The organism is Bifidobacterium italicum (assembly GCF_002286915.1).
Taxonomy (GTDB): Bacteria; Actinomycetota; Actinomycetes; order Actinomycetales; family Bifidobacteriaceae; genus Bifidobacterium; species Bifidobacterium italicum.
The window spans coordinates 1-22240 of record NZ_MVOG01000001.1 but is presented as its reverse complement, the minus strand read 5'-3'; the positions used below and the strand labels follow the sequence as shown (position 1 = coordinate 22240).

The 22240-nt window shown below is 65.6% G+C and carries 14 protein-coding genes and 1 tRNA gene; 2 read left to right on the top strand and 13 right to left on the bottom strand.

Annotation, left to right across the window (positions count from 1 at the left end; translation table 11 throughout):
• The 10 genes from B1400_RS00075 to B1400_RS00030 all read right to left on the bottom strand — a co-directional run.
• Nucleotides 1-4143 (bottom strand): Ig-like domain-containing protein (locus tag B1400_RS00075; RefSeq protein ID WP_095612478.1); only part of this gene is annotated, 4143 nt, incomplete at its 3' end.
• Between the two features lie 424 nt (nucleotides 4144-4567).
• Entirely contained in the window at nucleotides 4568-6397 is a 1830-nt protein-coding gene (locus B1400_RS00070) for a DUF4012 domain-containing protein (protein WP_095612477.1), read from the bottom strand.
• A gap of 72 nt (nucleotides 6398-6469) precedes the next feature.
• Complete coding sequence (locus B1400_RS00065) at nucleotides 6470-7948, bottom strand: polysaccharide biosynthesis tyrosine autokinase (protein WP_095612476.1); 1479 nt, start codon at nucleotides 7946-7948, stop codon at nucleotides 6470-6472.
• A gap of 120 nt (nucleotides 7949-8068) precedes the next feature.
• Nucleotides 8069-9055, bottom strand: a complete 987-nt coding sequence (gene thrB, locus B1400_RS00060) for a homoserine kinase (RefSeq protein WP_095612475.1) — start codon at nucleotides 9053-9055, stop codon at nucleotides 8069-8071.
• Between the two features lie 170 nt (nucleotides 9056-9225).
• Complete coding sequence (locus B1400_RS00055; RefSeq protein ID WP_095612474.1) at nucleotides 9226-10536, bottom strand: homoserine dehydrogenase; 1311 nt, start codon at nucleotides 10534-10536, stop codon at nucleotides 9226-9228.
• Between the two features lie 108 nt (nucleotides 10537-10644).
• The gene (locus B1400_RS00050; RefSeq protein ID WP_095612473.1) at nucleotides 10645-12234 is read right to left on the bottom strand and encodes a diaminopimelate decarboxylase family protein; all 1590 of its coding nucleotides are present in this window, start codon (nucleotides 12232-12234) and stop codon (nucleotides 10645-10647) included.
• Between the two features lie 111 nt (nucleotides 12235-12345).
• A complete protein-coding gene (gene argS / locus B1400_RS00045; protein WP_095612472.1) occupies nucleotides 12346-14142 on the bottom strand; it encodes an arginine--tRNA ligase in 1797 nt (598 codons plus the stop codon).
• A 292-nt stretch (nucleotides 14143-14434) separates the two neighbouring features.
• The gene (locus tag B1400_RS00040) at nucleotides 14435-15868 is read right to left on the bottom strand and encodes a glycoside hydrolase family 30 protein (protein WP_133064562.1); all 1434 of its coding nucleotides are present in this window, start codon (nucleotides 15866-15868) and stop codon (nucleotides 14435-14437) included.
• An 82-nt stretch (nucleotides 15869-15950) separates the two neighbouring features.
• Nucleotides 15951-16352, bottom strand: a complete 402-nt coding sequence (locus B1400_RS00035) for a Rid family detoxifying hydrolase (RefSeq protein WP_026645457.1) — start codon at nucleotides 16350-16352, stop codon at nucleotides 15951-15953.
• A 399-nt stretch (nucleotides 16353-16751) separates the two neighbouring features.
• Nucleotides 16752-16824: transfer RNA gene (locus B1400_RS00030), tRNA-Arg, on the bottom strand.
• Nucleotides 16825-16925: 101 nt separating this feature from the next.
• On the opposite strand from B1400_RS00030, the gene B1400_RS00025 reads away from it, so the two are divergent.
• Nucleotides 16926-17570 carry a CYTH domain-containing protein gene (locus B1400_RS00025; RefSeq protein ID WP_407641049.1) on the top strand — a complete coding sequence of 215 codons (645 nt, stop codon included), beginning with the start codon at nucleotides 16926-16928 and terminating at the stop codon, nucleotides 17568-17570.
• Between the two features lie 36 nt (nucleotides 17571-17606).
• Here B1400_RS00025 and B1400_RS00020 read toward each other — a convergent pair whose 3' ends face one another.
• From B1400_RS00020 to B1400_RS00010, 3 genes are all read right to left on the bottom strand, one after another.
• Entirely contained in the window at nucleotides 17607-18557 is a 951-nt protein-coding gene (locus B1400_RS00020; protein ID WP_162288137.1) for a tetratricopeptide repeat protein, read from the bottom strand.
• A gap of 67 nt (nucleotides 18558-18624) precedes the next feature.
• A complete protein-coding gene (locus B1400_RS00015; protein ID WP_095612469.1) occupies nucleotides 18625-19632 on the bottom strand; it encodes a hypothetical protein in 1008 nt (335 codons plus the stop codon).
• Entirely contained in the window at nucleotides 19632-21110 is a 1479-nt protein-coding gene (locus B1400_RS00010; RefSeq protein WP_235607219.1) for a GTPase, read from the bottom strand. The genes B1400_RS00015 and B1400_RS00010 overlap by 1 nt, the downstream gene beginning before the upstream one ends.
• An 87-nt stretch (nucleotides 21111-21197) precedes the next feature.
• Between B1400_RS00010 and B1400_RS00005 the strand changes: the two genes are divergently transcribed.
• Nucleotides 21198-22175, top strand: a complete 978-nt coding sequence (locus tag B1400_RS00005) for an FKBP-type peptidyl-prolyl cis-trans isomerase (protein ID WP_095612468.1) — start codon at nucleotides 21198-21200, stop codon at nucleotides 22173-22175.
• Nucleotides 22176-22240: the final 65 nt, after the last annotated feature.

The following is a 22240-nucleotide window of genomic DNA, read 5'->3' as shown; positions in this document are numbered from 1 at the left end:
GCTGCCATACCCGAACGAACCATCCGAATTACCCAGCGTAATACCCGCATTCGCGCACCACAGGATCTCCTTGGCGCCGAACGTACCCTGCTTCACATCAGAGAACCGACGGTAATCCGCAGCCGACGGCGCAAACGACGCCGCACCCTGCACACCGGCAAGCTTCGCATACCGATACAGGAACACCGCCATATCCTGACGCGTCAACTTGTCATTACCATTGAACCGGCCATTCGAACCCTGCGAAATGCCGTTCTTCGCCAGCCACAGGATCTCCTTGGCACCATACGACCCCTGCTTCACATCAGAGAACCGCTGGTAATCCGCAGCCGACGGCGCAAACGACGCGGCACCCGCCACACCATGCACCTTCGCCAGACGATACAGGAAGATCGCCATATCCTGACGGCTCAGATGATCACCATAACCGAAACGACCATCCGAATACCCATTCGTGATACCCTGCGCCGCCAACCACTCGATCTCATCATGGAACGCCACACCAGCCGGCACATCAGAGAACCGATCAGACGACTGACCCTTAGACACCGTCAGCACGATCGAGGAGTGCTTGCCGGAAGCCGTGGCAGTGATGACGGCCATGCCCTCGGCCTTTGCCGTGACCTTGCCGTTGCCATCGACCGTCGCCACCGCGGTATCCGAGGTAGCCCACGACACGGCGCCGATCTCGGCGTTGGCGGGCGTCGCCTTCACCGACAGCTGCGCGGTCTTGCTCTGCGCCAGCGTCAGCTTGTTGTTCGCGACACCGGAACCAGCGATCTGGATCGACTGCAGCGCCGGGCCGGCGTCCTTCACCGTCACGATGACGGAAGCCGACTTGCCGCCAACGGTCGCCATGACGACGGCCATGCCGGCCTTGATGCCACGAACGGCGCCCGTCGAGGAGACGGTGATGATGGAATCATCCGAGGAGATCCACGTCACGTTCTGATCGGTGGCGTTCGACGGGGTGATGACGGCGTTGAGGTTCAGGCCGGCGCCGACGTTGATCGTCGCCTTGCCAGCCGACACGCCGGTGCCCGAAATCGCGACCGACTGCACCGGGATGTCAACGACCTCCGGGGTCACTTTCACGGTCACCGAAGCGGACTTGCCGCCCGCCGTCGCCGTGATCGTCGCCGTGCCGGCCGCGACCGCAGTCACATTACCCGACGCGCTCACCGTCGCAACCGACGTGTTCGACGACTTCCAGGACACCGCACGATCCGTCGCATTCGCCGGGGCAACCGCCGCGGAGAGCTGCTTTGAAGCACCCTCCTTGAGCTCGAAGTCGCCACCCGAAATCGACACCGACGACACCGGCACGATCGTCACGCACGGAGCGACCGAACCGATCGTGCCGTTCTCGACGACGATGTTCGCGCCACTGGCCTTGTAGTTCTTCTCACCGTTGTTGTCCCACTGGCCGGAACCATTGTTGAACACGAACTCGACCTCGTCGCCTTCGGTGCCCTCGATCGTGTACTTGACGTAGCCGTCGCAGGCCGCTTCCATCTTGACACCCGGAGCGGTCGTCCAGGTGCCGGCCGCGCCACCCTTGTTCACACGGTAGTGCAGATAGGTGGAGTTCGCGCCGAACTTGGAGGCCGGATAGTAGACGGTCGTGTCGTGGACGACCGGCGCCTCACCGGTGACGTTGACGGTCACGGTGTCCGACTTGCCCCCGACGGATGCGGTGATCGTCGCAGTGCCCTTGGACAGGCCCTGCACGACGCCGTTCTTGACGGCGGCGACGCGCTCGTTCGACGAAGTCCACTTGACCGGCTTGCCGGCGGCCGCGGCCGGGGCGACGGTGGCGGTCAGCTGGGCGGTGGCGCCGGTGGCGAGATCAAGGTTGATCGTGCCGGCCGGGCTGATCGTGACCGAGTCGACGGTCACGGCGAGGCAGGAGGCCTCTTCCCAAGTACCGCTCGTGATGTTGCCGTCCCAGACGTAGGAACCGTCGATGAGCAGGCCCGCGGCGTCCACATGATCGTCCGGGTCGGTGACCGCGGAATCGCCGGGGAACTTGTTGCCGGCGATCTCGCCGGGGCCGCCGTTGTTGAAGATGACGCGAATCGGATCGTCACCGGCCTGATCGATGATATCCTCCGGGATCTCATAGACCTGGTCGGCGGTGCCGTCGCAGGCCCCGGATTCGGCGGTCATCAGCTCGCCCGGCCACGCGGCGTTCTGGATGACGGAACCCGCAGCGGCGTTGTTGTCCACATACACATAGGCGTAGATCTTGTTCCACGCCGCCGGCTTCTTCGCGTAAGCCGTGTAGGAGACGACCGCGTTCGGATCCTTCTTCGTGAAGGTTTCCTGGGCACGAACGGCGTTGCCGTCCTGATCGGTGCCGGTGAGCGTGACAGTGATCTGCGTGTTCACCGGGCTGTTGGCGCCAATAGTGATCGTCTGGCCGTCGGTGAAGGAGCCGGAGGCGCCTTCGGAGGTGCTGTAGCGCGCGTTGTTGACATTGCGCGCGTTGAGCGTCACCGTCGTCGTGGCGGTCTTGAAGGTCTTGGAACCCGTGACCGAGAGCGAGGCGCGCGGCGTGTTCGACGCGTTGAAGAACACGTGGACCTTGCCGCTCTTGACGGAGCCGGAGGTGATCTTCTTGCCGGAGACGGTGAGCTTGCCGCCGTAGACCTGATCGACGTATTCGCCGTCATCGAGCACCGTGTCCATGCCGGCGAGGTTCTTGTCGCCGTCCATGTTCACGACGGTCACGCCGTCGTTGTTGCTGTTGCCGTCGGACTTGTAACGCTCGATCATCAGGCAGTTGTTGCCCTGGCAGTTGCGCAGGTATTCGGCGTTGCCTTCCATCGCGTTGCGGAACTTGTTGACCCACTTGACTTCAGGATGCTTCCACTCGTCATCGCCGGCGTCACCGAGCTGCGAACGCTCGGCGAAGCGCGGATTGGAGCCGCCGGAGCCGACCGGACGGTTGAAGAACAACGGTGCGCCGCCGGCACGCGAGCCGACGATGCCCCAGCCCATGCGGATCTGCCATGCGGACAGCTGGCTGGAGTATTCGTTCGTGTTCGCGTAGGTGTCATGCGATTCGACCCAAGTGACAAGCTGGTTGTCACGCACACCATCGCCTTGCAGGCTGCCGACGCGGCCCGCATCAAGGTTCTTGTCCTGCACGACGGCACGCATGAGACCACCGTACTTGGATCCAGTGTTGCCGCCGCCGTTCGTCGAATACTTATTGAACAGCGCTGGGTACGCCGGAGCGTTCAAACCGTAGTCACCCTGGAGGACCTCGCCGTACTGGTACTGCGCGCCGTTCGGCAGGATTGTGTCATAGTACGGCGAATGGTTCTGGAACTCGTCAGGAAGCTCGATGTGCTTCGCGGCGTCATAGCGGAATCCGTCCACGCCATCAGCGACGGCGCGCACCAGATAGTCCTTCATGCCGTTGGCGACCGTCTGGTTCTCGGTGTTGAGGTCCCACAGGCTCAGCAGGTGGCAGTGCGTGACCTGCCAGCGGTTGCCGTAGTTGATCGCGGTGCCGTTTTCGCCGCAACCACCCTCCTGGCGTGTATGGAAGCGGCTGGAGTCCTTCCATTCGCCCTGGATCGCGTTCCAATCAGCGGTGAAGTGGTTGATGACGGCGTCGGCGATGACACGGATGCCGTGCTTGTGGGCCTCCGCGGTCATATCCTTGATTTCCTGCTCGGTGCCGATGACCTTGTTGCCGATGCCGGTGCCGGAAGGCTGATAGACGTAGTACCAGTTCTCGGTGAACTGCATGCCGTGCTCCGGACCCTTGATCGTGCTCATCGGCACGGTCTGGATCGACGTGTAGCCAGCGTCGGCGATCTCGTCCATATGCGCCTTGATCGTATTCGCTGACCACATCCACGCATGCAGGATCGCACCGTAGTTCATTTCCTTGGCCAGGCCATTGGCCTCGCGCGCAGCCTCGAATTGCGGGTTGCCGAGCGTGCGATCGTAGCTCGTCGTCGGGGCGTTAGCAGCGGACGCCGCCGGCGCGGCGACCATGCCGAGGGCCATGCCACCGGCGAGCGTCGCAAACGCCGAGACGCTGGCGACCGCCTTGGCGATGAAGCCGCGCCCTCCGGAACGCTTGGTCTTCCCGAGCTGCTGCTCGGTCTCAGACAGAGGAACCATACCACTGTCTCCTTTTCTTCTCTAGAATAAGGTGTTTTCTTTCCTTATGGCCACCCGTCCGCATAGCCGGATGGCACTGCACATGTCTGTTCGTCGTGAACATGAGGCATGTTCGCTGAGCAAACAGACACTTCAGTCGGCACAATCATTGTGCAACCGTTCGCATGACGTCTATTATATGCAAAAACTTCTACAGAACCAACACGCGGCCTCCAAATGGCAAACGCTGTCATCTGCATGCCGGATGCCATCGTTCGACATATGCGATCAATTCGCCCATCCGCCAATGACTTAACCGATTAAGTTCGCCGATGCCGAATGTCCCGTCCCGACGATGCGGACGCACTCCCCGACACGCCGAAGGCGCCGACGGCATATCGCGATGCCGCCGGCGCCCCCCCGGTCTTCTGATCGATGGAACCCCTTAGTCCGCCTTGCATTTCGGAGCGAGATAGGTGATGCCGTCGTCGACCCAGCCCATCGGCGTCTGGTCGATCGTCAGCGGCGACGTCGCCTTCTTCGAGACATGTACGTCGAAGGTGTAGGTCGCAAGCTGCCCCGGATTGACCTGCACGTAGGACTGATAGGCCTTGACACCGTCGATCGTCGTCTCTTGGGCGGCGTCGACCTTGCCGCCGAGCTGCATCAGATTCGTGATCGAGCCGCCTTCGGGCGCGTAGAACAGGATCTTCTCCATCGCCTTGCCGGTGTTGGCTGTGTTGTTGCCGGTGATGTACATCGGCAACGCCTTCGCCTCATCCTCCGTCATCGTGTTGCGGATCGTGAACTCCACATGGTAGAGGTCGCCGTCGTCGCAATTCACACGCTGGATCTTCGCCTCACGCTTGATGTACCAGCCCATCTTCGACGGGTTCTGCTCGGTCAGATAGATGCCGACGGACGGCTCGGTCTCGCTGTTCGGCGTCTGGCCGGTGAAGCCGGCGGCGGCGATGCCCTGCTCGATCCGCTCGTCGAAGGCGTACATCGTGAAATGGCGACCCTTCGCCATCGTGCCCATCATCTCGCCGGTCCGGTACAGCTTGCCGACGCTCATATCGGAGAACATCGACTCCATCGCCTGGTTCGCGACGACGCCGAACAACGCATCGGTCTCGTTTTTCGGATACTTCTGGTAGACGGTGTTCATCAGGAACTCGGCGGTGTTGTCGCCGGTGAGCACGGTGCCGTCGGGCAGCGTCACATTGCCGTTGATCGCGATGAGCTGCTGCAGGAACAGCGGATCGACCATGATGATGCCGGCGAGCGGCTGCTCCTTCCCCCACTGCGTGCGGTCCCAGATCGAACGCATCGCGACGGCCGAATCGGCGGTGTTCGGGAACACGGCCAGATCGCGGATATCGAAGGACATATGCAGCGGCCCTTCCTTCGTGAACACATGGTCCATGTCCTGCGAATGGTCGCCGATGCCGTAGGACAGGTAGTCGCCGTTCGGGCGGAAGTCGCCGACATGGACGGTGCCGTCCGAGGTCGTCAGTTCGCCGACCGAACCGATCAGGCCGCCCGACGAACGCATTTCGGAAGGAGTCATCGCCATGACGGCGTAAGTGCGCGACTGGCCGTCGCCCAGCAGCGTCGGAAGGATGCGGAACGCGTTCGACAACGCGTCGACGCGGTCGGCGACGGCGTTGAGCTTCGTCGCGCCGTCGTCATAGGCGCTGCGGATCATGCCGATGCTCGGTTCCTTGAGATCGTCATAGGCGCGCACCTGCTTTTGGAACGATGCGTTCGCCTTGTCGAGCGGCTCGGCAGCGGCGATGATCGGCTGCAGGTTGACGCCGTCGCCGCCGTTCGCGATCTGCGCCTCGCTGAGCGTCCTCATGACGTCGGCGAACTGCGGCATCGATTCGGAGACGATGCCGTCGATCGTCGTCGTCATGCCTTGGACGGTGGCGATGTCGTCGCCGACGAACGGCATCTTCGCGGCGAAGTTCCACAGGCCGCCGTGGGCGATGGCCGAAGCCTGCTTCGTCTCCTGCGCGATCCGTGGCAGCACGTCGCCGGCGTCGGCGAGCTTGTCGGCGTCGGAGGATGCGAGCTGCGACAGCATCGAGACGGCCTTCGATTCATGGGCCTGCACCTGCTTCGCCTGACGGAACAGCTGGAAACCGACGACGCCGCAAGCGACGAGCGCGAGCACGAGGACCGTCAGCACGCCGACGACCCACGGCCAGATCCTGCGGCGCCGATGATGGTGATGATGATGGCGGTGTGGCTGCGCGTGCGTGTGCGACATGGCGCTCCTTAGGCACAATGAAAAGCGCGGATTCCTTGGGGTTCAGGAATCCGCGGGACGAATCGGAATCGGTTACTTGAGAGAGAAGCGGCGCTTCTTGCGATGGTCGGTGCTGCGGCTCGAATAGTAGTAGTAATAATTGGTGTGTTCGAGCGACTTCTTCGAATCGCGCGCGCAGTTGAAGATGACGCCGGTCGTCGACAGGTCGAGCGTCGTAAGTTCCTCCGAGATGTCGCGCAGATCGCGCTTGAGCGTGTGGTCACGACGGCAGACCATGATCAATGAACCGCCACGACGCACGAAGATGACGGCGTCGTTCGCGACAACCATCGGCGCTGTATCGATGAGCACGTAATCGTACTGCTCCATCGCGTTGTTGAGCAGCTCCTCCATGATCGGCGAGTTGAGCAGCGTCGACGCGTTCGGCGGCTTCGGGCCGGCCGGCATGACATGCAGGTTCGGCTTCCAGTAGCGCTGCACGACGTCCTTGACCGAGGCCTGGCCGGACAATACATGGGTCAGGCCCGCCGAACCGTCGAGGTCGAGTTTCTTCGCGACCGACGGATGACGCAGATCGGCGTCGATGAGCAGGACCTTCGCGCCGTTCTCGGCGAGCGCGGCGGCGACGTTGACCGACATCGTCGTCTTGCCTTCGCTCGCGCCGGTCGATGTGACGACGATGAGACGGCAGTTCGTGCCGTCCACCGGCGCCATGAAGGTCAGGTTCGTGCGCACACGGCGGAAGTCCTCGGCGACCGGGCTGCCCGGTTCGCTGACGACGGCCGGCTTCGTGCCCTTGAGCAGCTCCTCCTCGGGGATGCGGCCGATGATCGGCGCATCGAGGTATTCGCCGACTTCATCGTCGTCCTGCACGCGCTTGGACAGCACGTCCTTGAGCAACGCGGCGAAGACGCCGAGGATCAGGCCGCCGACGATGCCGATGAGGATGTTGAGCTTCCATTTCGGCGAGCTCGGCGCGCTCGGCGCCGTGGCCGGCTGCACGATCGAGAGCTTGACCGACGAACGCGATCCGGATGCGTACAGCGTGTTCTCGACGACGGAGCTGAGCGACTTCGCGACGGCGTTGGCGATGTCGGCTGCACGCGCCGGATCGCCGTCGGTCACCGTGATGTTGACGAACGCGGTGTTGGTCGGATTGGTGACGCTGATCTCGCCTTTGAGCTGGCCGACCGACATGGGCAGCTTGAGGTCCTCGATGACCGGCTGAAGCACCGACTGCGTCGTCGTCAGCGCCGGATACGACTTGATCTGGCTCATGATGTACGAGCTGCCGCTGTTCTGCTCGGACGAGTTCGCGGCGCCGTCCGAAGCGTCGTTGTAGGTCGCGAACAGCTGGGACGTCGTCGAGTACTTCACCGGCGACATCATCGTCAGTCCGATCGCGGCGCCAAGCACGACGGCGAAGGTGACGATGATCGTGATGATGTGCTTGCGCATGATGCCGAACAGGCCGGACAGCGTCATGCCGTCGCTTTCCTGTTTCGCGGCGACGGCGCCTGCCGTCTGCTGCTCGATAATGTTTTCAGCCATCTAGGTTTGTTCCCCTCTGAGAGGTGAGACCGTACCGGGCGCCCCTCACGGCACGGAACGCGGTCGTCGGCCTGTCTCGTAAAATCAGCTTCTTTATCGTATCTGTCGCGCTCGACGCGATCACAGGCGCGCCACCTGCACGCCGAGCGTGTCGACGCCGAGGTGCAGGACGCGCCAATGGCCGGAGGCGAGTTCGGCGGCCGCCACGGCGTCGATCCTGTCGGCGGCGTCGCCGGCATGGAGCACGAGCACGCAGGGGCCGGCTCCGGAGACCATCGCCGCGTAGCCGTTCAGGCGCAACTTCTCGATGAGGTCGGCGGAGGGCTGCATCAACGGACCGCGGTACTGCTGGTGCAGCCGGTCCTCGGTCGCATCCATCAGCAACGTGTTGGCGTCGTGCGCGGCGGTGAGCGCGCCAGGGTTCATCGCGCCGATGAGCAGCGCCGCACGGGACACGTTGAACACGGCGTCCTTGAACGGCACAAGCGCCGGAAGCGCCTCGCGCGCCTCGCTCGTCGACAGTTCGAAATCGGGGATGAACACCGACGTCGTGATCGACGGGTCGACGATGTAGTTGACGGTGCGGTAGCCGGCGTTGATGACGGCGCCGTTCTCGAGCGTGCGTCGCATGCCGTCCTCGGTCCAGGACACGGTCATGCCGCCGTAGACGGCGGGCGCCACATTGTCCGGATGGCCTTCGATCTCCGCCGCGAGCGCGAAGATCGCGTCACGGTCGAGCTCGCCCTCATGGCTGAACGCGTAGGCCGCGCTGATGCCGGCGACGATCGCCTCGGCCGACGATCCCATGCCGCGCGCCTGCGGGATGTTGTTGTGCGCCTCGAGGATGAAGCCGGTCTTGCTCAGGCCGAATCGCGAGCATGCGCGACGGAACGTGGAGACGACGAGATGGGATTCGTCGCGCGGCAGCGTGTCCTCGCCTTCGCCGTCGATGAGCACTTGGGCCGCCATGTTGAGCGGATCAGAGCTCAGCGTGAACTCCAGTTCGTCGTGATAGTCCAGCGCGAGCCCCACGGTGTCGAAACCGGAGCCGAGATTCGCGCTTGTCGCGGGCACACGGACGTGCACCTTACGCGTTACCGGATCCATCGGATATGTCCTGCCTTACTTCGTCTCTCCAGGTCCGTCGCCACGGTCGGCGCGCGGACTACCGCCCCACCCAACGGCATGGACGGCGAATCATCGTTCATGATACACAGAAGGCTGGTCGCGTCCGTTGACGCGGCCAGCCTGCCATGGTCGTACGCCGGGCTGCGGAATCAGTCGAGCACGCGGATGATCGACGGATCGCCGGTCACGCAGTCGAGTTCGCACACCTCGGCGACGGTCGCGCGCAGCGTGGTCTCGTCGGTCATGTGCGTCACGAGGCGCAGCTGCTGGATCTCGCCGTCGTATCCCGGATCCTTGAGCGTCGGCTTGAGGTCCTGGTTGACGCCGTTGATCGAAACGCCGTTCTTCGCGAAGACCGCCGAGATCTGTGCGAGGACGCCCGGATTGTCATGGATCAGGAAGCGCACGGCGAACGCGGCCTTCGACGTGCTCAGCGGCGCGATCGGATAGTCGTTGTACATGCGGATCGCCGGTCCGGTGCAGCCGGACGCGATGTGGCGCGCGACGGTCACGATGTCGCCGACGACGGCGGAGGCGGTCGGCGCGCCGCCGGCGCCACGGCCGTAGAACATCAGATCATCGGCGTATTCGGCGCGCACGAAGACGGCGTTGAAGGAGCCGCGCACCGAGGCGAGCGGATGCTCGTTGCGGATGAGCGCCGGGTAGACGCGCGCGGAGACGCCATGCTCGTCCTTGCCGACGACGGCGAGCAGCTTGACGACCTTGCCTTCGGCGGTCGCGGCGGCGATGTCATCGGCCGTGATATGGGTGATGCCCTCGACGGTCACGTCGTCGATGCCGACTTCCGTGTGGAAGCCGAGCGTCGCCATGATCGCGGCCTTGTTCGCCGCGTCATAGCCTTCGATGTCACCAGTCGGATCGGCTTCGGCATAGCCCTTTGCCTGCGCGTCCTTGAGCGCCACGTCGAAGTCGAGGCCCTTCGTCGTCATCTCGTCGAGGATGTAGTTCGTCGTGCCGTTGACGATGCCGAGCATATCCTTGACCTGATCGCCGACAAGCGACTCGCGCAGCGGACGCACAATCGGAATCGCGCCGCCGACGGCCGCCTCGAAGTAGATATCGACGTCGTTGTCCTCGGCGGCCTTGTACAGCTCCGGGCCGTACTTCGCGAGCAGCGCCTTGTTCGCGGTGACGACGGACGCGCCGTTCTTCATCGCCTCAAGCACAAAGGTGCGCGCGACGCCGGTGCCGCCGATGAGCTCGACGACGATGTCCGCGTTCTTCACGACGCTCATCGTGTCGCTCGTCAGCAGCGACTTGTCGATCCACGGGAAATCGACCTCATCCGGGTCAAGGCAGGCGATGCCGGACAGCTCGATCGGACGGCCGATGCGCTGCGCGAGCTCATCCTTCTGTTCGACGAGCAGGCGCGCGGTCTGCGAGCCCACCGTTCCTGCGCCAAGCAGGCCGACTCGAATCGGTGCGTTCTGTTCTGCCACTGTCCGTTCCTTTCTTCGCGGCGGTCACTACCCGCCATATTGTACGGGCAAGCCGTGAGCGCGGCGCCCACGCTTCCGTTGTATGAAATGTATGCAATCGTTCGGGAATCACTCGCTCACATCGTAGGAGAGCAGGTCGTCGACGCTCTCGCGGCGCATCATCAGATGCGCGCCATGCGCGTCGACGCCGACGACGGCCGGGAAGAGCGCCATGTTGTAGTTGCTCGCCATCGCACGGCCGTAAGCTCCGGTCACCGGCACGGCGAGCAGGTCGCCGCGATGCACGTCCGCCGGCAGCATGACCTCGTCGACGACGATGTCGCCGGATTCACAATGGATGCCAACGACGCGCGACAGCCGCGCCGGCGCCTGCGAAACACGGTTCGCGAGGACAGCCGTGTACTGCGCGCCGTAGAGCGCCGGGCGGATGTTGTCGCTCATGCCGCCGTCGACGGCCACATAGCTGCGTTCGTCGATCGGCTCGCCGGCGCGGTCAGTGAAGCCCTCCCCCAGATGCACGGTCTTGATCGCGCCGACCGTGTACAGCGTGACGCCCGCCGGGGCGACGATCCAACGACCGGGCTCGAAGGAGATGACCGGCGCGGGCATGCCGAGCAGGCGGTTCGTCTTCGCGACGGCGTCGGCGAGGCGCGCGAGCTCCCTGTCCACGTCCATGCGGTCCTCGTCGTCGGTGTAAGCGACCGAATAGCCGCCGCCGAGATCGACCTCGGGCAGCGTGTAGCCGTTCGTCGCATAGAAGGTCTTGCGCAGCAGCATCATGCGGCGGCCGGCCTGGATGAAGGCCCCGGCGTCATGGATGTTCGAGCCGATATGTGAATGGATGCCGACGAGCTCGAGATCGTCGTACGTCGCGATGTCGCGCAGCACGGCGATCGCCGGGCCGTTCGCGACGAGCTCCATCGCCGCGGCGAGGCGACGGTCTCCTTCGGTCACATCCGCCGCATTGAGATCGTACGGGTAGCGCACGTCGTAGCGCAGCCGGCGATCGGCCTGCCGCTTCGTCTCGCCGGACTCCTCGAGCGCGTTCTCCTGCATCAGCGCGTTCGCGGCCGCCGGCGTGACGTCCTCGAGCGCGTCGATGCCGTCGACGATCGTCGTGTCCGCGCCGACCGGCAGAAGCGCGACGCCGAACTTCTGGTCCTCATGCGCCGTCGAGACAAACTCATGGCCGCCGGCGTGGATGCCCGAGGTCACGCGCAGCATGACGCGCGCGCGCTTGCCGAGCCGCTTGGCGATCTCGGCGATGCGCGCCGGCTCGTCGGGCGAATCGACGACGATCTTCGAGAAGCCCTCATTGATCGCCAGCTCGATCTCCTCGTCGCTCTTGTTGTTGCCGTGCAGCACGAGACGGCGACCGGGCACGCCGGCCGCGAGCGCGATCCGCATCTCGCCGAGCGTGCATGTGTCCACGTACATGCCCTCCTCGGTGACGATGCGCGCCATCTCCTTGCTCAGGAACGCCTTCGCCGCGTAGCTGACATGCGTCGTGCTGGTGGGGAAGGCCTGCGCGGCGGCCTTGACGAAGTGGCGTGCGCGGGCGCGCACCTCGTCGAGGTCGTAGACGTAGAGCGGCGTGCCGTATTCGTCGGCGAGCGCGCTCGCCGTGATGCCGTGGAAGGTCAGTTCGCCTGCGGCGTCGCGCGCCGTGTCCTGCGGCCAGATCGGGCTGATGGCCATGTCGGTTCCTTTCGTCGTGTCGTCTCGTGCTGCGCGTGCGGTCGTCGCAGCGTCTCATGCGATATGCGGCACGCCGGCGCCACCGTGTGGTGGTCGCCGGCGTGCGGAGGGTCACATCTTGTCCGGGGCGGAGACGCCGAGCAGGTCGAGACCGCTGGCGATGACGGTCTGCACGGCGTCGTTGAGCCGCAGGCGTGCGGCGCTGCGCTCCGGTTCCGGGCACTTCGCGATGCGCGTCGCCTCGCGGGTCGTCTCGTCGGCGCGTTCCTCGACCTCGGTGAGCGCCATCGGCACGACGCGTTCGACGTTGTACCACTTGTGGTAGGCGGCCGCGAGGTCCTCGAGGTAATGGGCGATGCGGTGCGGCGCGCGCAGGTCGCCGGCCTGGGCGAGCACGGACGGCCACTGGGCGAGCATCGCGATGACCTCGCCGTCGGCCGCGGTGTCGAGCAGCGCCATGTCGGCACCGTCGCGCGTGATGTTCGCGGCGGCCGCGTTGCGGTCGACGTTGCAGGAGCGCGCATGCGCGTACTGCACGTAGTACACCGGGTTGTCGTTCGAATGCGACGCGAGCAGGTCGAGGTCGATGTCGACCGGCGAGTTGTAGTCGGTGCGGACGAGCGAGTATCGCGAGGCGTCCACGCCGATCGCGTCGATGAGGTCGTCGATCGTCACGACGTTGCCGGCGCGCTTGGACATGCGCACGGCCTTGCCGTCCTTCATGACGTTGACGAGCTGGCCGATGAGGATCTGCATGTGCTCCCCCGGCTTGTCGCCGAAGGCGGCGCACATCGCCATCATGCGGCCGATGTAGCCGTGATGGTCGGCGCCGAGCATGTAGATCGCGACGTCGGCCGGATGGTCCTTGCGGTGGCGCTTGTTGCGGTAGTAGGCGATGTCGGCGGCGAAGTACGCGTAGTTGCCGTCGGACTTGATGATGACGCGGTCCTTGTCGTCGCCGTGCTTCGTCGACGCGAACCAGGTGGCGCCGTCCTTCTCGTAGATGTCGCCGCGTGCACGCAGGTCGTCGATGGCCTTCTCGACCTCGCCGTCCTCGTACAGGCTGTTCTCGTGGAACCAGACGTCGAAGTGGACGCGGAACTCCCTCATCGACTGCTGGATCTCCTCGAACATCATCGGCACGGCGCGCTTGCGGAACTCCTCGCGCTGCGCGGAGTCGCCCTCGCCGAGCGGTTCGCCGTTGTCATCGGCACCGCCGTCGACGCGCGGCAGGTTGAGGATGTCGACGCCATCGGCGTTCGCCTCGGCGATGACGCGGCGCGCGATCTCATCGATGTAGGCGCCCTTGTAGCCGTCGACCGGCGTCGGCTCCTCATGCGCGGCCGCGACGAGCGACTTGGCGAAGCGGTTGATCTGCTCGCCGTGGTCGTTGAAGTAGTATTCGCGCACGACGTCGGCGCCGTTCGCCTCGAGCACGCGGGCCATCGAATCGCCGACGGCCGCCCAGCGCGTGCCGCCGATGTGGATCGGGCCGGTCGGGTTCGCGGAGACGAATTCAAGGTTGAGCGTGCGGCCGCTCAGATGGTCGTTGCGGCCGAAATCGGCGCCTTCGGAGAGCGCCTGGTCGACGACCTGCGCGGCCGAGGCCGAATCGAGCGTGATGTTGATGAAGCCGGGGCCTGCGACCTCGACGGTGTCGATACCGTCGGCCTCATTGAGGCGCGCGGCGAAGAGCTCGGCCAGGTCGCGCGGCTTCATGCCGGCCTTCTTCGCGAGCTGCATCGCCGCATTCGAGGCCCAGTCGCCGTGCGCGCGGTCCTTGGGACGCATGACCGCGAATTTGGATTCGTCGGGGATCAGATCGGCGGTCAGGTCGCCCGCCTGGCCGTCGGCAACAAGCTGCTGGGCGATGCCGTAGATAAGTTCACTTAACGCTTCAGGACTCATTCCACCCAGTCTACCGTCCAAGCAGACAGATCCGGCGCCCCGGACGGACAACGCTGCCGCCCGACCGGCCAGCATCACGCCGGCGCCGGCGCGGTGAACGGCGCTATCGGGATCTTCCGGGCGCCCGGACGCCGGCCATGGACGTGCATCTGCGTTGAAGGAGAGCAACTTCCCTCAAATCCCCAAGTATCGAGGGGTTGAGTGCTTGGAATGACGCGCTTCCCGAAAGGCCTACCCGCCGATATGGCGGAAGATGCTCCCCCTCAACGCAGATGCATCCGCCGTAGACGCCTCACGGCGTGCGGATGGCGGTCTGCAGCCCGGTGAGCGTCGTCAGCGAGCGCGGCGGCAGCTGGATGGCCGTGGTTCCGATGCGCAACGGCGTCGGCGACTCATGTTCGTTTGTGACGACGGCGGCGATCGAACCGTCGGTTGTGCGGAACGCGGCCGCATGCAGGCCTGCGGCATGCTCCAGCCGATGTCCGAGCACGACGGATCCGGGCTGCACGAAACGCGAGCAGTGCGCGAGGATGTAGTAGTCGGCGTTGCGCGTGACCGTACGCGTCCGCCTGTCGATCGTCAGCAGGCCGCGGTTCTGTGAATGCCGGTGGTCGTTGCGCAGATAGTAGTAGTCGGGGCCGCCCCGCTCGTCGAGCGCGATGTTCCACAACACGACCGACTGCGCCCAGTTGTTCAGCATCGCGATGACGCGCGCCGAGGTCTGCACGAGCGCGGCGTCCCAGTTGCGCGGCCCCCATTCGCCGCCTGACGCTTCGGTCACCCAGATGCCCTTGTCAGGCCAGATGCGGTGGATGTCGCCCATCGTGCGCGACGCGCCGCCGTAGTAGTGCCATGCCGATCCGGCGACGGCGCGCAGCGCCCGCGGCCATGAGTACAGTTCGCGCACGAATCGGCCGTCGGGATAATGATCGGTCGAGTAATTGTGGTCCCAGCACAGGATGCGCACGTCACCGAGGCCGTGCGCACGCAGACGGGGCGCGAGGAAGTCGGCGATGAAGCGCGCCTGCTGCGCCGGCGTCATCGCCATCGACGGCCAGCGCGACTGCGGATAGTCGGGTTCGTTCGTCGGCGTGACGCCGAAGACGTGCAGGCCGGCGTCGCGGTAATGCGCGATGAACCGCGCGAGGTATTCGGCGTAGGCGCCGTACATACGCGGACGCAGATAGCCGGTCAGGCGCGTAAGCGGGCGTTTGCCGAGGACCGAACGGTTCGTCTTCATCCATGCAGGCGCGCTCCACGGCGAAACGATGATCGCCAGCGGCGTGACCGACGGATCGCCCGACGCGCGAATCGACTGCGCGGCCTTGAGACACGGCAGGATCATGCGCGCCTCGGGAGAGAAATCCAGCGAGCCGAGCCGCGGATCGGCGCGGCGGCGCGTGAAACGGTACGGGCGTGTCACATGGTCGGACGGACCGATCGGCTGACGCAGCATCGAGATGCCGATGCCACGGCGGACGCTGAACAGATCGGTCATCACGGCGTGCCGCGTGGCGATGGGCAGCCGGGAGATCAGCGCGGCCGAGGCCTGCGTAAGCGAGGCCCCGAAGCCGTCGATGCGCTGACGCGGACGGAAGGCGTCGATCGCCAGCGCGGGGGCATCGTCAGGGGCGTCGGGCAGCAGGAAGCCGGACGGCGGGATCTCGCGCAGCGCGGCGGCGAGCGCGGTGTCGTCGGCGTCGGCGTAGCTGGTGAACATACGCATGAGCACACTGTATCGCGCGGGCGTTGCGCAAACGATGCAGTGTGCTCAAAGGGTATCGCCGCAGGGCGGCCTACCGGTCGGCTCAGGCGGCGTCCGGGCAGGCGGCGATGACGTCGATCTCGACGAGCGCGCCCTTCGGGATCATGTTGTTGCCGAACGCGACGCGCGCCGGCTTGACGGTGCCGGTGAAGGTCTTCGCGTAGACGGCGTCGACGGCGGCGAAATCCTCGACGTTGCGCAGATAGATCGTCGCGCGGCAGACGTGTTCGACGCCACAGCCGGCGGCGGCGAGGATGTTCGTGATGTTCTTGAGCGCGCGGGCGGCCTGGTCGGCGGCTTCGACGCCGTCGAGCTCGCCGGTGGCCGGGTCGATGCCGAGCTGGCCGGAGACGAAGATGAATCCGTTCGCCTGCACGGCCTGGCTGTAGGCGCCGAGCGCGGCCGGCGCCTCCGTCGTCGCGATCGCCTTGAGATTTTCGTACATAACGGTTCCTTTCATCCAAGCGTCCCTGTGCGCCTGCTGCGACGTGCGGGAACATGGTCATTCGGCATCATAACGGCGTCCATCGCGCATGCGTCCCCAACGGCCACGTTGTGGTCAACGGCGGCGGGGCATTTGCCGTCGCGTTGCGAACGCGACCGTCGCAGTCGGCACCCGAATGGTTCGCAAACGCGCCCGATTGCGAACCTCCCTGCCGCAGTGCGCACCCATCACGTTCGCAAAGCGATGAGTTAGTGAACGTGATGGGTGCGGACTGCGTCCACGATGTTCACAGGCCGGGATCCCGGCGATCACGGCCGCCGCGCATTGCATGCGCGACGATCGCAAACGGCGCAGGACAGCGGAAAGCCCCGCCCTGAACGAATCAGGACGGGGCGTCGGTGGGCTTAATGGGGTTCGAACCCACGACCTTTCGCTCCGGAGGCGAACGCTCTATCCACTGAGCTACAAGCCCGTTTGCACCTCTCTACTGTACACGAAAGCCGGACGTAGCGAAACCCGCCCGTCCCAACCGCTCCCGTCCGGCCACCCCGCGCCGCGCACTACACTGGGATTATGGATATGACGATGGATGGCATGCCGCTGCTCGACGAATACCAATACGAGCGCCGCTTCTTCTGCAGAAGCATGCCGTCGGAGCTCGACGACGGCGACGCGCCCGCGCTCATCATCCAAAGCTATTTCGTGCATGCCGACCGGTACGCGTTGCGTGTACGCCTGATGACGCGCACGCTGCGCGTCCCGATGACAGCCGATCTCGACCCGCGCACCGTGCTCGCCGAGCACCGCGACGCGTTCCGCACGGCCACGCTCGGCGTCAAGGGGCCGTCGGTGGGCGGCACGCGCTACGAGGCGTCGCGCGACATCGACGCGCAGGTCGCGGCCTCCCTCGTGCTGCGCGGCGGCGACGTCATCATCAAGAACCGCTATACGGCGTGGATCGGCGCCGACGGCTGGAACATCGACGTCTTCGGCGGCATGAACGCCCCGCTCGTCGTCGCCGCCGCGCAGCGCAGCACGCCGGTGACGAACCTGATCATCCCGCGCTTCTGCGTCACCGAGATCACCGATGAGCCGCGATTCAGCAACGACGAGCTCTCATGTCGCCCGTTCGCGCAGTGGTCCGACGATTTCGAACATGAGCTCGAACATGACGGACCGTCATTCCAACAGTCGTTCGGCAGGAACACGATGGAATGACGGCCCATATCGTCGACGCCGAAGATCGGCGGAGGCTCAGTACATCAGCGTCGCGAGGCGGCGACGCGCACGCGCGACGCGCTCGTCGCCGGCGTCGGGGATGAGGAAGTACTCGAGCATGCGTTCGCGTGCCGGATCCATCTGGTCGCGGTGCGCGGCGGCGAAATCGAGCAGACGGCTGAAGGCGTCGTCGATCTGTCCGCCGATCATATCGACGTCGGCGACGGCGAGCTGCGCGTCGAGATCGTCCGGGGCGTCGGCGGCCGCCTGACGCACGGCGCGCACGTCGGCGTCGGCGGAACGGGCGAGCAGCAGCGCCTTCGCGCGTTCACGGCGCGCGAGGTCGTCGGACGGATCGGCTTCGAGCACCTGTTCGTAGGCGGCAGCCGCGCCGGCGTAGTCGCCCTCCTGCGCGAGGCGGTGCGCTTCGGCGTGCGCAGCCGGCACCTGCGTGGCCGCAGGCTGCTCGGCGTCGGCGGCGCCGGCGGCCGGTTCGATGTACGGGGCCGTGCCGGTCACGCCGGCCTGGGCGGCCACCTGCACGAGCTGAGGCAGCACATGCGTCGTGATCTGCTGGAGTTCGTCGTCGGTCGGCAGTCCCTCGAGGATCGGCATCGGGCGTCCGGCGATGAGCGCGAACAGCGCCGGCGCGCCCTGCACGCCGAAGGCCTGCGCGATCGCCGGATCCTTCGCGACGTCGACGCGCGCGAGCTGCAGCTGGCCGTTCATGCCGTTGACCGCGTCGCCGAGCGCACGCGCCATCGCGAAGCAGCGGTCGTCCGTCTCAACCCACATGAGCAGCACGATCGGGAACGTCGCCGATGATTCGACCATCGCCTGGAAGTTGCGTTCCGTCACGTCGATGACGTAGCCGCCGGCCGCGGGCGCGCCGCCAGCCTGACCTGGTTCCGCCTTCGTCTGGTGCTTGAGCCCTTCGAGGTCGACCGCCCCGGCGAGCGAGATGCCCGGCTTGAAATCCTGTGCCATGATTGTTTGCCTCTTTCCGTATGGCGTATGTCGTGTGTCCTGCTGCGCCGTGTGCGCGCCGTGGCCGTCAGACGGCCTCGACCTTGACGACCTGTCGTTCGGCGCCGACAGCCTGCACCTTCTGTCCCGATTTCGCCGGCGGTACGTAGATGGCGACGACGTTGACGTAGGTCGCCTTCATCGTGCTCGTCGCCTTGCCGTCGGCGAAGATCGCGCGTTCGGCGTCGGAGGCCGGTTGTGATTCGCGGCCTTCGCCGGCGGTGCGAGTCCACACCGAGTCGATCTGCGCGACGACGAGGTCGCCGCCGTCCGACGAACGCATGATCTGCATCTGCCCGTCGACCGGCGCGAAGGTCTGCTGCTGCGTGCCCTTGTTGCGCTCCATGCCCTGCTGCACGGTCGCGGACAGCTGCGCGAGGTTGTCACGGAAGTAGTCGTCGTCGAAATCGTTCGCGTACTGGCTCTTCGCGCCGTTCTGCAGCACGTCGGCGTAGCGCGTCACGGCCTCCTTCGGCGTCATGACGAGATTGCCGTCGTCCTCATGCCCCATCTGCGAGCCGATCGACGGCACCGTGAACTTCGGCATCTTCGCGCCCTGGAACAGGCGCGTGACGCCCCACAGGCGGTAGTTCTCGCGCGCGTCGCCCTGCGTGAACACAAGCAGACGCTCCGACTGCTGGTCCTCGGTCGTCGTCGTGATCGAGAACACGGCGCGCGGCCAGCCGTTGTCGGTCGGGATGACGGTCTGCGTCAGATCGTCCGGGATCGTCGTCTTCGGATCGAGCTTGCCGTTCTTCTGCGCGACCTTGAGTTCGCTCGTGCGAATCTCGAGTTCTGGCCCGCTCATCGCCTGCGCGAGGTTCGCCGGATCCTTCGTGTCGTTGCATTCCTTGATCGTGGCGAGCAGATCGGCGCGGATGCTCCGCTCCTGCGCCTCGGTCAGGTCCGGCGTCGCGGACGCGGCCGATGTCGGCGCGTTCACCGTCGGCACCGTTCCCTCGCATGCGCCGAGCGCGCACGTCATGCCGAGTGCGAGCGCGGCCGCCGTGACTGCGGTCAGTGAACGTCGTGTCATCAGTCGTTCTCCTTGTCCTTCGCGTCCGCAGCGGCGTCCGCGTCGGTGTCCATGTCGTCCGTCTCGTCGCTCGTCGGCGCATCGTCCGTACCGTCGTCGCCGGCGCCGTCCGCGTCCGTCTCGGATCCGGCATCCGCCGCGGCGTCCGGCTCGACGTCGGGGTCAGCGGCCGGCTCGACGTCCGCGGCATCGTCGGTTCCTTCGCCGGCGTCGACCGATTCGACGGTCACCGACGCCTGCTCCGCGCCGGCGTCGGCCGTCTCAGTCGTCGTTGTCTCCGTGTCGCTGGTCGTCTCCGTCGTCGTGTCCGCGGACACGGCCGGGATCGATCCGGTCTCCTCGCTCACGAGGCGCGCGAAGTAGGCCTGCAGCTCCTCCGGCGTGATGACGGACGTCGCCTCGTCGGACGAGGTCGCCGACGTCGTGCTGCGCGGTTCCGCGCCGTCCTGCGCGCCGGAGGCGTCCGCGTGGCGCGCCTGCTCGGCGACGAGGTTGCGCGACATCGGGTCGATGATCTGCGGCGTCCCGCCCGTCTCGTCCGCGGCGGCGCCGGCGTGGCGTCCATGGCGTCCGCGCGGCTTGCCGTTCGCGGTCTTCGTACGCTTGCGCGGCTTCATGCTCGCGAAGGTGCCTGCAACGGCGGCCGCGATCGTCGTCGTCTCCTCGACCGGCTCCTTCTCCTTGCGCGGCTTGATGACCTTGGCGAAGCGATGGCGGCGCGTCTCCGGATCCATCGCGAAGACCGACGCCGACAGAATCGCCAGGATGACGCACAGGCCGCCGCCGAAGTACCACGGCAGCGCGAAGTCCGGCACGCTCTGGCGCACCCAGTGCATGCTGATCGTGGCGTCCGACGCGTCGCCGCCGAAATCGACGACCGCGACCTGCGTCGCCTTCGCGTCGTCCAGACGCAGCGCCGCGCTCGTCTTGCCGCACGACGTGCTCGCCCACATGTCCGAATCGGCGAAGGCGACCTGCTGGTCGGAGGTGGAGGCGCTGCCGTGCGCCTTCTCGGCGACCGTCGACAGCGCGCTCCAGCTGTCGAGACCGGTCACTCGCGTGTACGCTTCGCCGGAAAGCCAGCCGGCGGCGTCCTTCGGACTGCCGATCGCGATGCAGGTCGACGGTTCGGCGGCCGGATCGTTCGCGGCCGTGCCGTTCGCGTCATCCGACGGCGCGGCCGTCGCGCCGGCGGACGGCTCGACGGAGGCGGCGTCAGCGCGGATCCGCACGCTCTTGTCGACCAGATCGAGCACGCCGGGGTCGATGACCGCATACCGTGTGCCGTCCAGATGCGCGACCGCCGTGACGTCCCGGCTCGGCTTCCAGATCGTCTGGTTGAGGATGCCGAAGACGATGCAGGTCACGGCGAGCAGGCCGAAAATCGGCGTCACGATGCCGCGCATGATCTTCGCATGCCGGGAAGGCACCGGATGCCTGCGCGGCACACGCGTTTCTTCTTCTTGACCGTCGTTCATCACGTATCCATTCTACAAGTCGCGGCCCTTCACAACTCCCTTACCATCCGGACGGATAAATCGGGCAGAGGCGTTACTGTGGTGGCTATGCAACATACTTCTCTAGTAACTTCTATCACACGCGCCGCATCAGTCGTCGGCGCGCTCGCTTTATGCGTAAGCATGGCGGCCTGCGGTTCGGGCTCGCCGAAGGGCGACGCGAGCGCCTCGTCGAGCGGTTCGGCGGGGGCATCCGCCTCCCCGACGAGCCTCACTGAGATCAAGGGCATCACGGCGACCGGCAAACCCGGAGAGAAGCCGACGGTCAAGTTCAAGGCGCCGCTTGACGTGCCGAACAACGGCTATGCGTTCCTGCAGGAGGGTGATGGCGCGACGATGAAGGACGGAGACCGTCTGTGCGCCCAAGGCATCTCGATTGACGCGAAGACCGGCAAGGAGATCACCGACACATGGAGCACCAACCGCCCCGACTGCTCGATCATCCTCACCAGCGACTCCACGAAGATGGATGCTGAACTGTTCCAGCTGCTGCAGGGCAAGAAGATCAATACGACGCTCGCGCTCAGTTCGACCAGCGGCGACACATCCGGAGGCGCCTATCTGACCGTCTTCACTTTCGTCTCGCAGCTCAAAGCGCTAACGAAAGCGGAAGGTGAGAAGGTCAAGGACGTGCCGGCCGATCTGCCGAAGGTCACGACCGCTGCGGATGGCAAGCCGTCAATCGATATGAACGGGTACAAGGGTTCGGACAAGCTCATTGCACAGCCGCTGATCAAAGGCAACGGCGAGAAGATCACTGCGAATGACACAGCCGTCGTCAAGTACAGCGGCTGGCTGCTCGATGGCAAGCAATTCGATTCCTCATGGGACCGCGGGGGCACCTTCGACGCGTCTATGAGCGGTGGCGTCATCCAAGGCTGGATTGACGGCCTCGTCGGCCAGACGGTCGGCTCGCAGGTGCTGCTCGTCGTGCCGCCGGACCTCGGCTACGGCAATCAGGCGCAGGGCGAGATCCCGGCGAATTCGACGCTCGTCTTCGTCGTCGACATCCTTGCGAAGTACTGACGCATGTCACATCCGATACGGCGGTGGGCGCCCCCCCCCCCCCGGGGGGGGGGGGCCCCCCCCCC

Bases quoted from the DNA above. Each gene is read 5' to 3' on its own strand.
- B1400_RS00070 (WP_095612477.1), bottom strand. From the start codon at position 6,397: ATGTCGCACACGCACGCGCAGCCACACCGCCATCATCATCACCATCAT.
- B1400_RS00065 (WP_095612476.1), bottom strand. From the start codon at position 7,948: ATGGCTGAAAACATTATCGAGCAGCAGACGGCAGGCGCCGTCGCCGCG.
- thrB (WP_095612475.1), bottom strand. From the start codon at position 9,055: ATGGATCCGGTAACGCGTAAGGTGCACGTCCGTGTGCCCGCGACAAGC.
- B1400_RS00050 (WP_095612473.1), bottom strand. From the start codon at position 12,234: ATGGCCATCAGCCCGATCTGGCCGCAGGACACGGCGCGCGACGCCGCA.
- argS (WP_095612472.1), bottom strand. From the start codon at position 14,142: ATGAGTCCTGAAGCGTTAAGTGAACTTATCTACGGCATCGCCCAGCAG.
- B1400_RS00040 (WP_133064562.1), bottom strand. From the start codon at position 15,868: ATGCGTATGTTCACCAGCTACGCCGACGCCGACGACACCGCGCTCGCC.
- B1400_RS00035 (WP_026645457.1), bottom strand. From the start codon at position 16,352: ATGTACGAAAATCTCAAGGCGATCGCGACGACGGAGGCGCCGGCCGCG.
- B1400_RS00025 (WP_407641049.1), top strand. From the start codon at position 16,926: ATGGATATGACGATGGATGGCATGCCGCTGCTCGACGAATACCAATAC.
- B1400_RS00020 (WP_162288137.1), bottom strand. From the start codon at position 18,557: ATGGCACAGGATTTCAAGCCGGGCATCTCGCTCGCCGGGGCGGTCGAC.
- B1400_RS00015 (WP_095612469.1), bottom strand. From the start codon at position 19,632: ATGACACGACGTTCACTGACCGCAGTCACGGCGGCCGCGCTCGCACTC.
- B1400_RS00010 (WP_235607219.1), bottom strand. From the start codon at position 21,110: ATGAACGACGGTCAAGAAGAAGAAACGCGTGTGCCGCGCAGGCATCCG.
- B1400_RS00005 (WP_095612468.1), top strand. From the start codon at position 21,198: ATGCAACATACTTCTCTAGTAACTTCTATCACACGCGCCGCATCAGTC.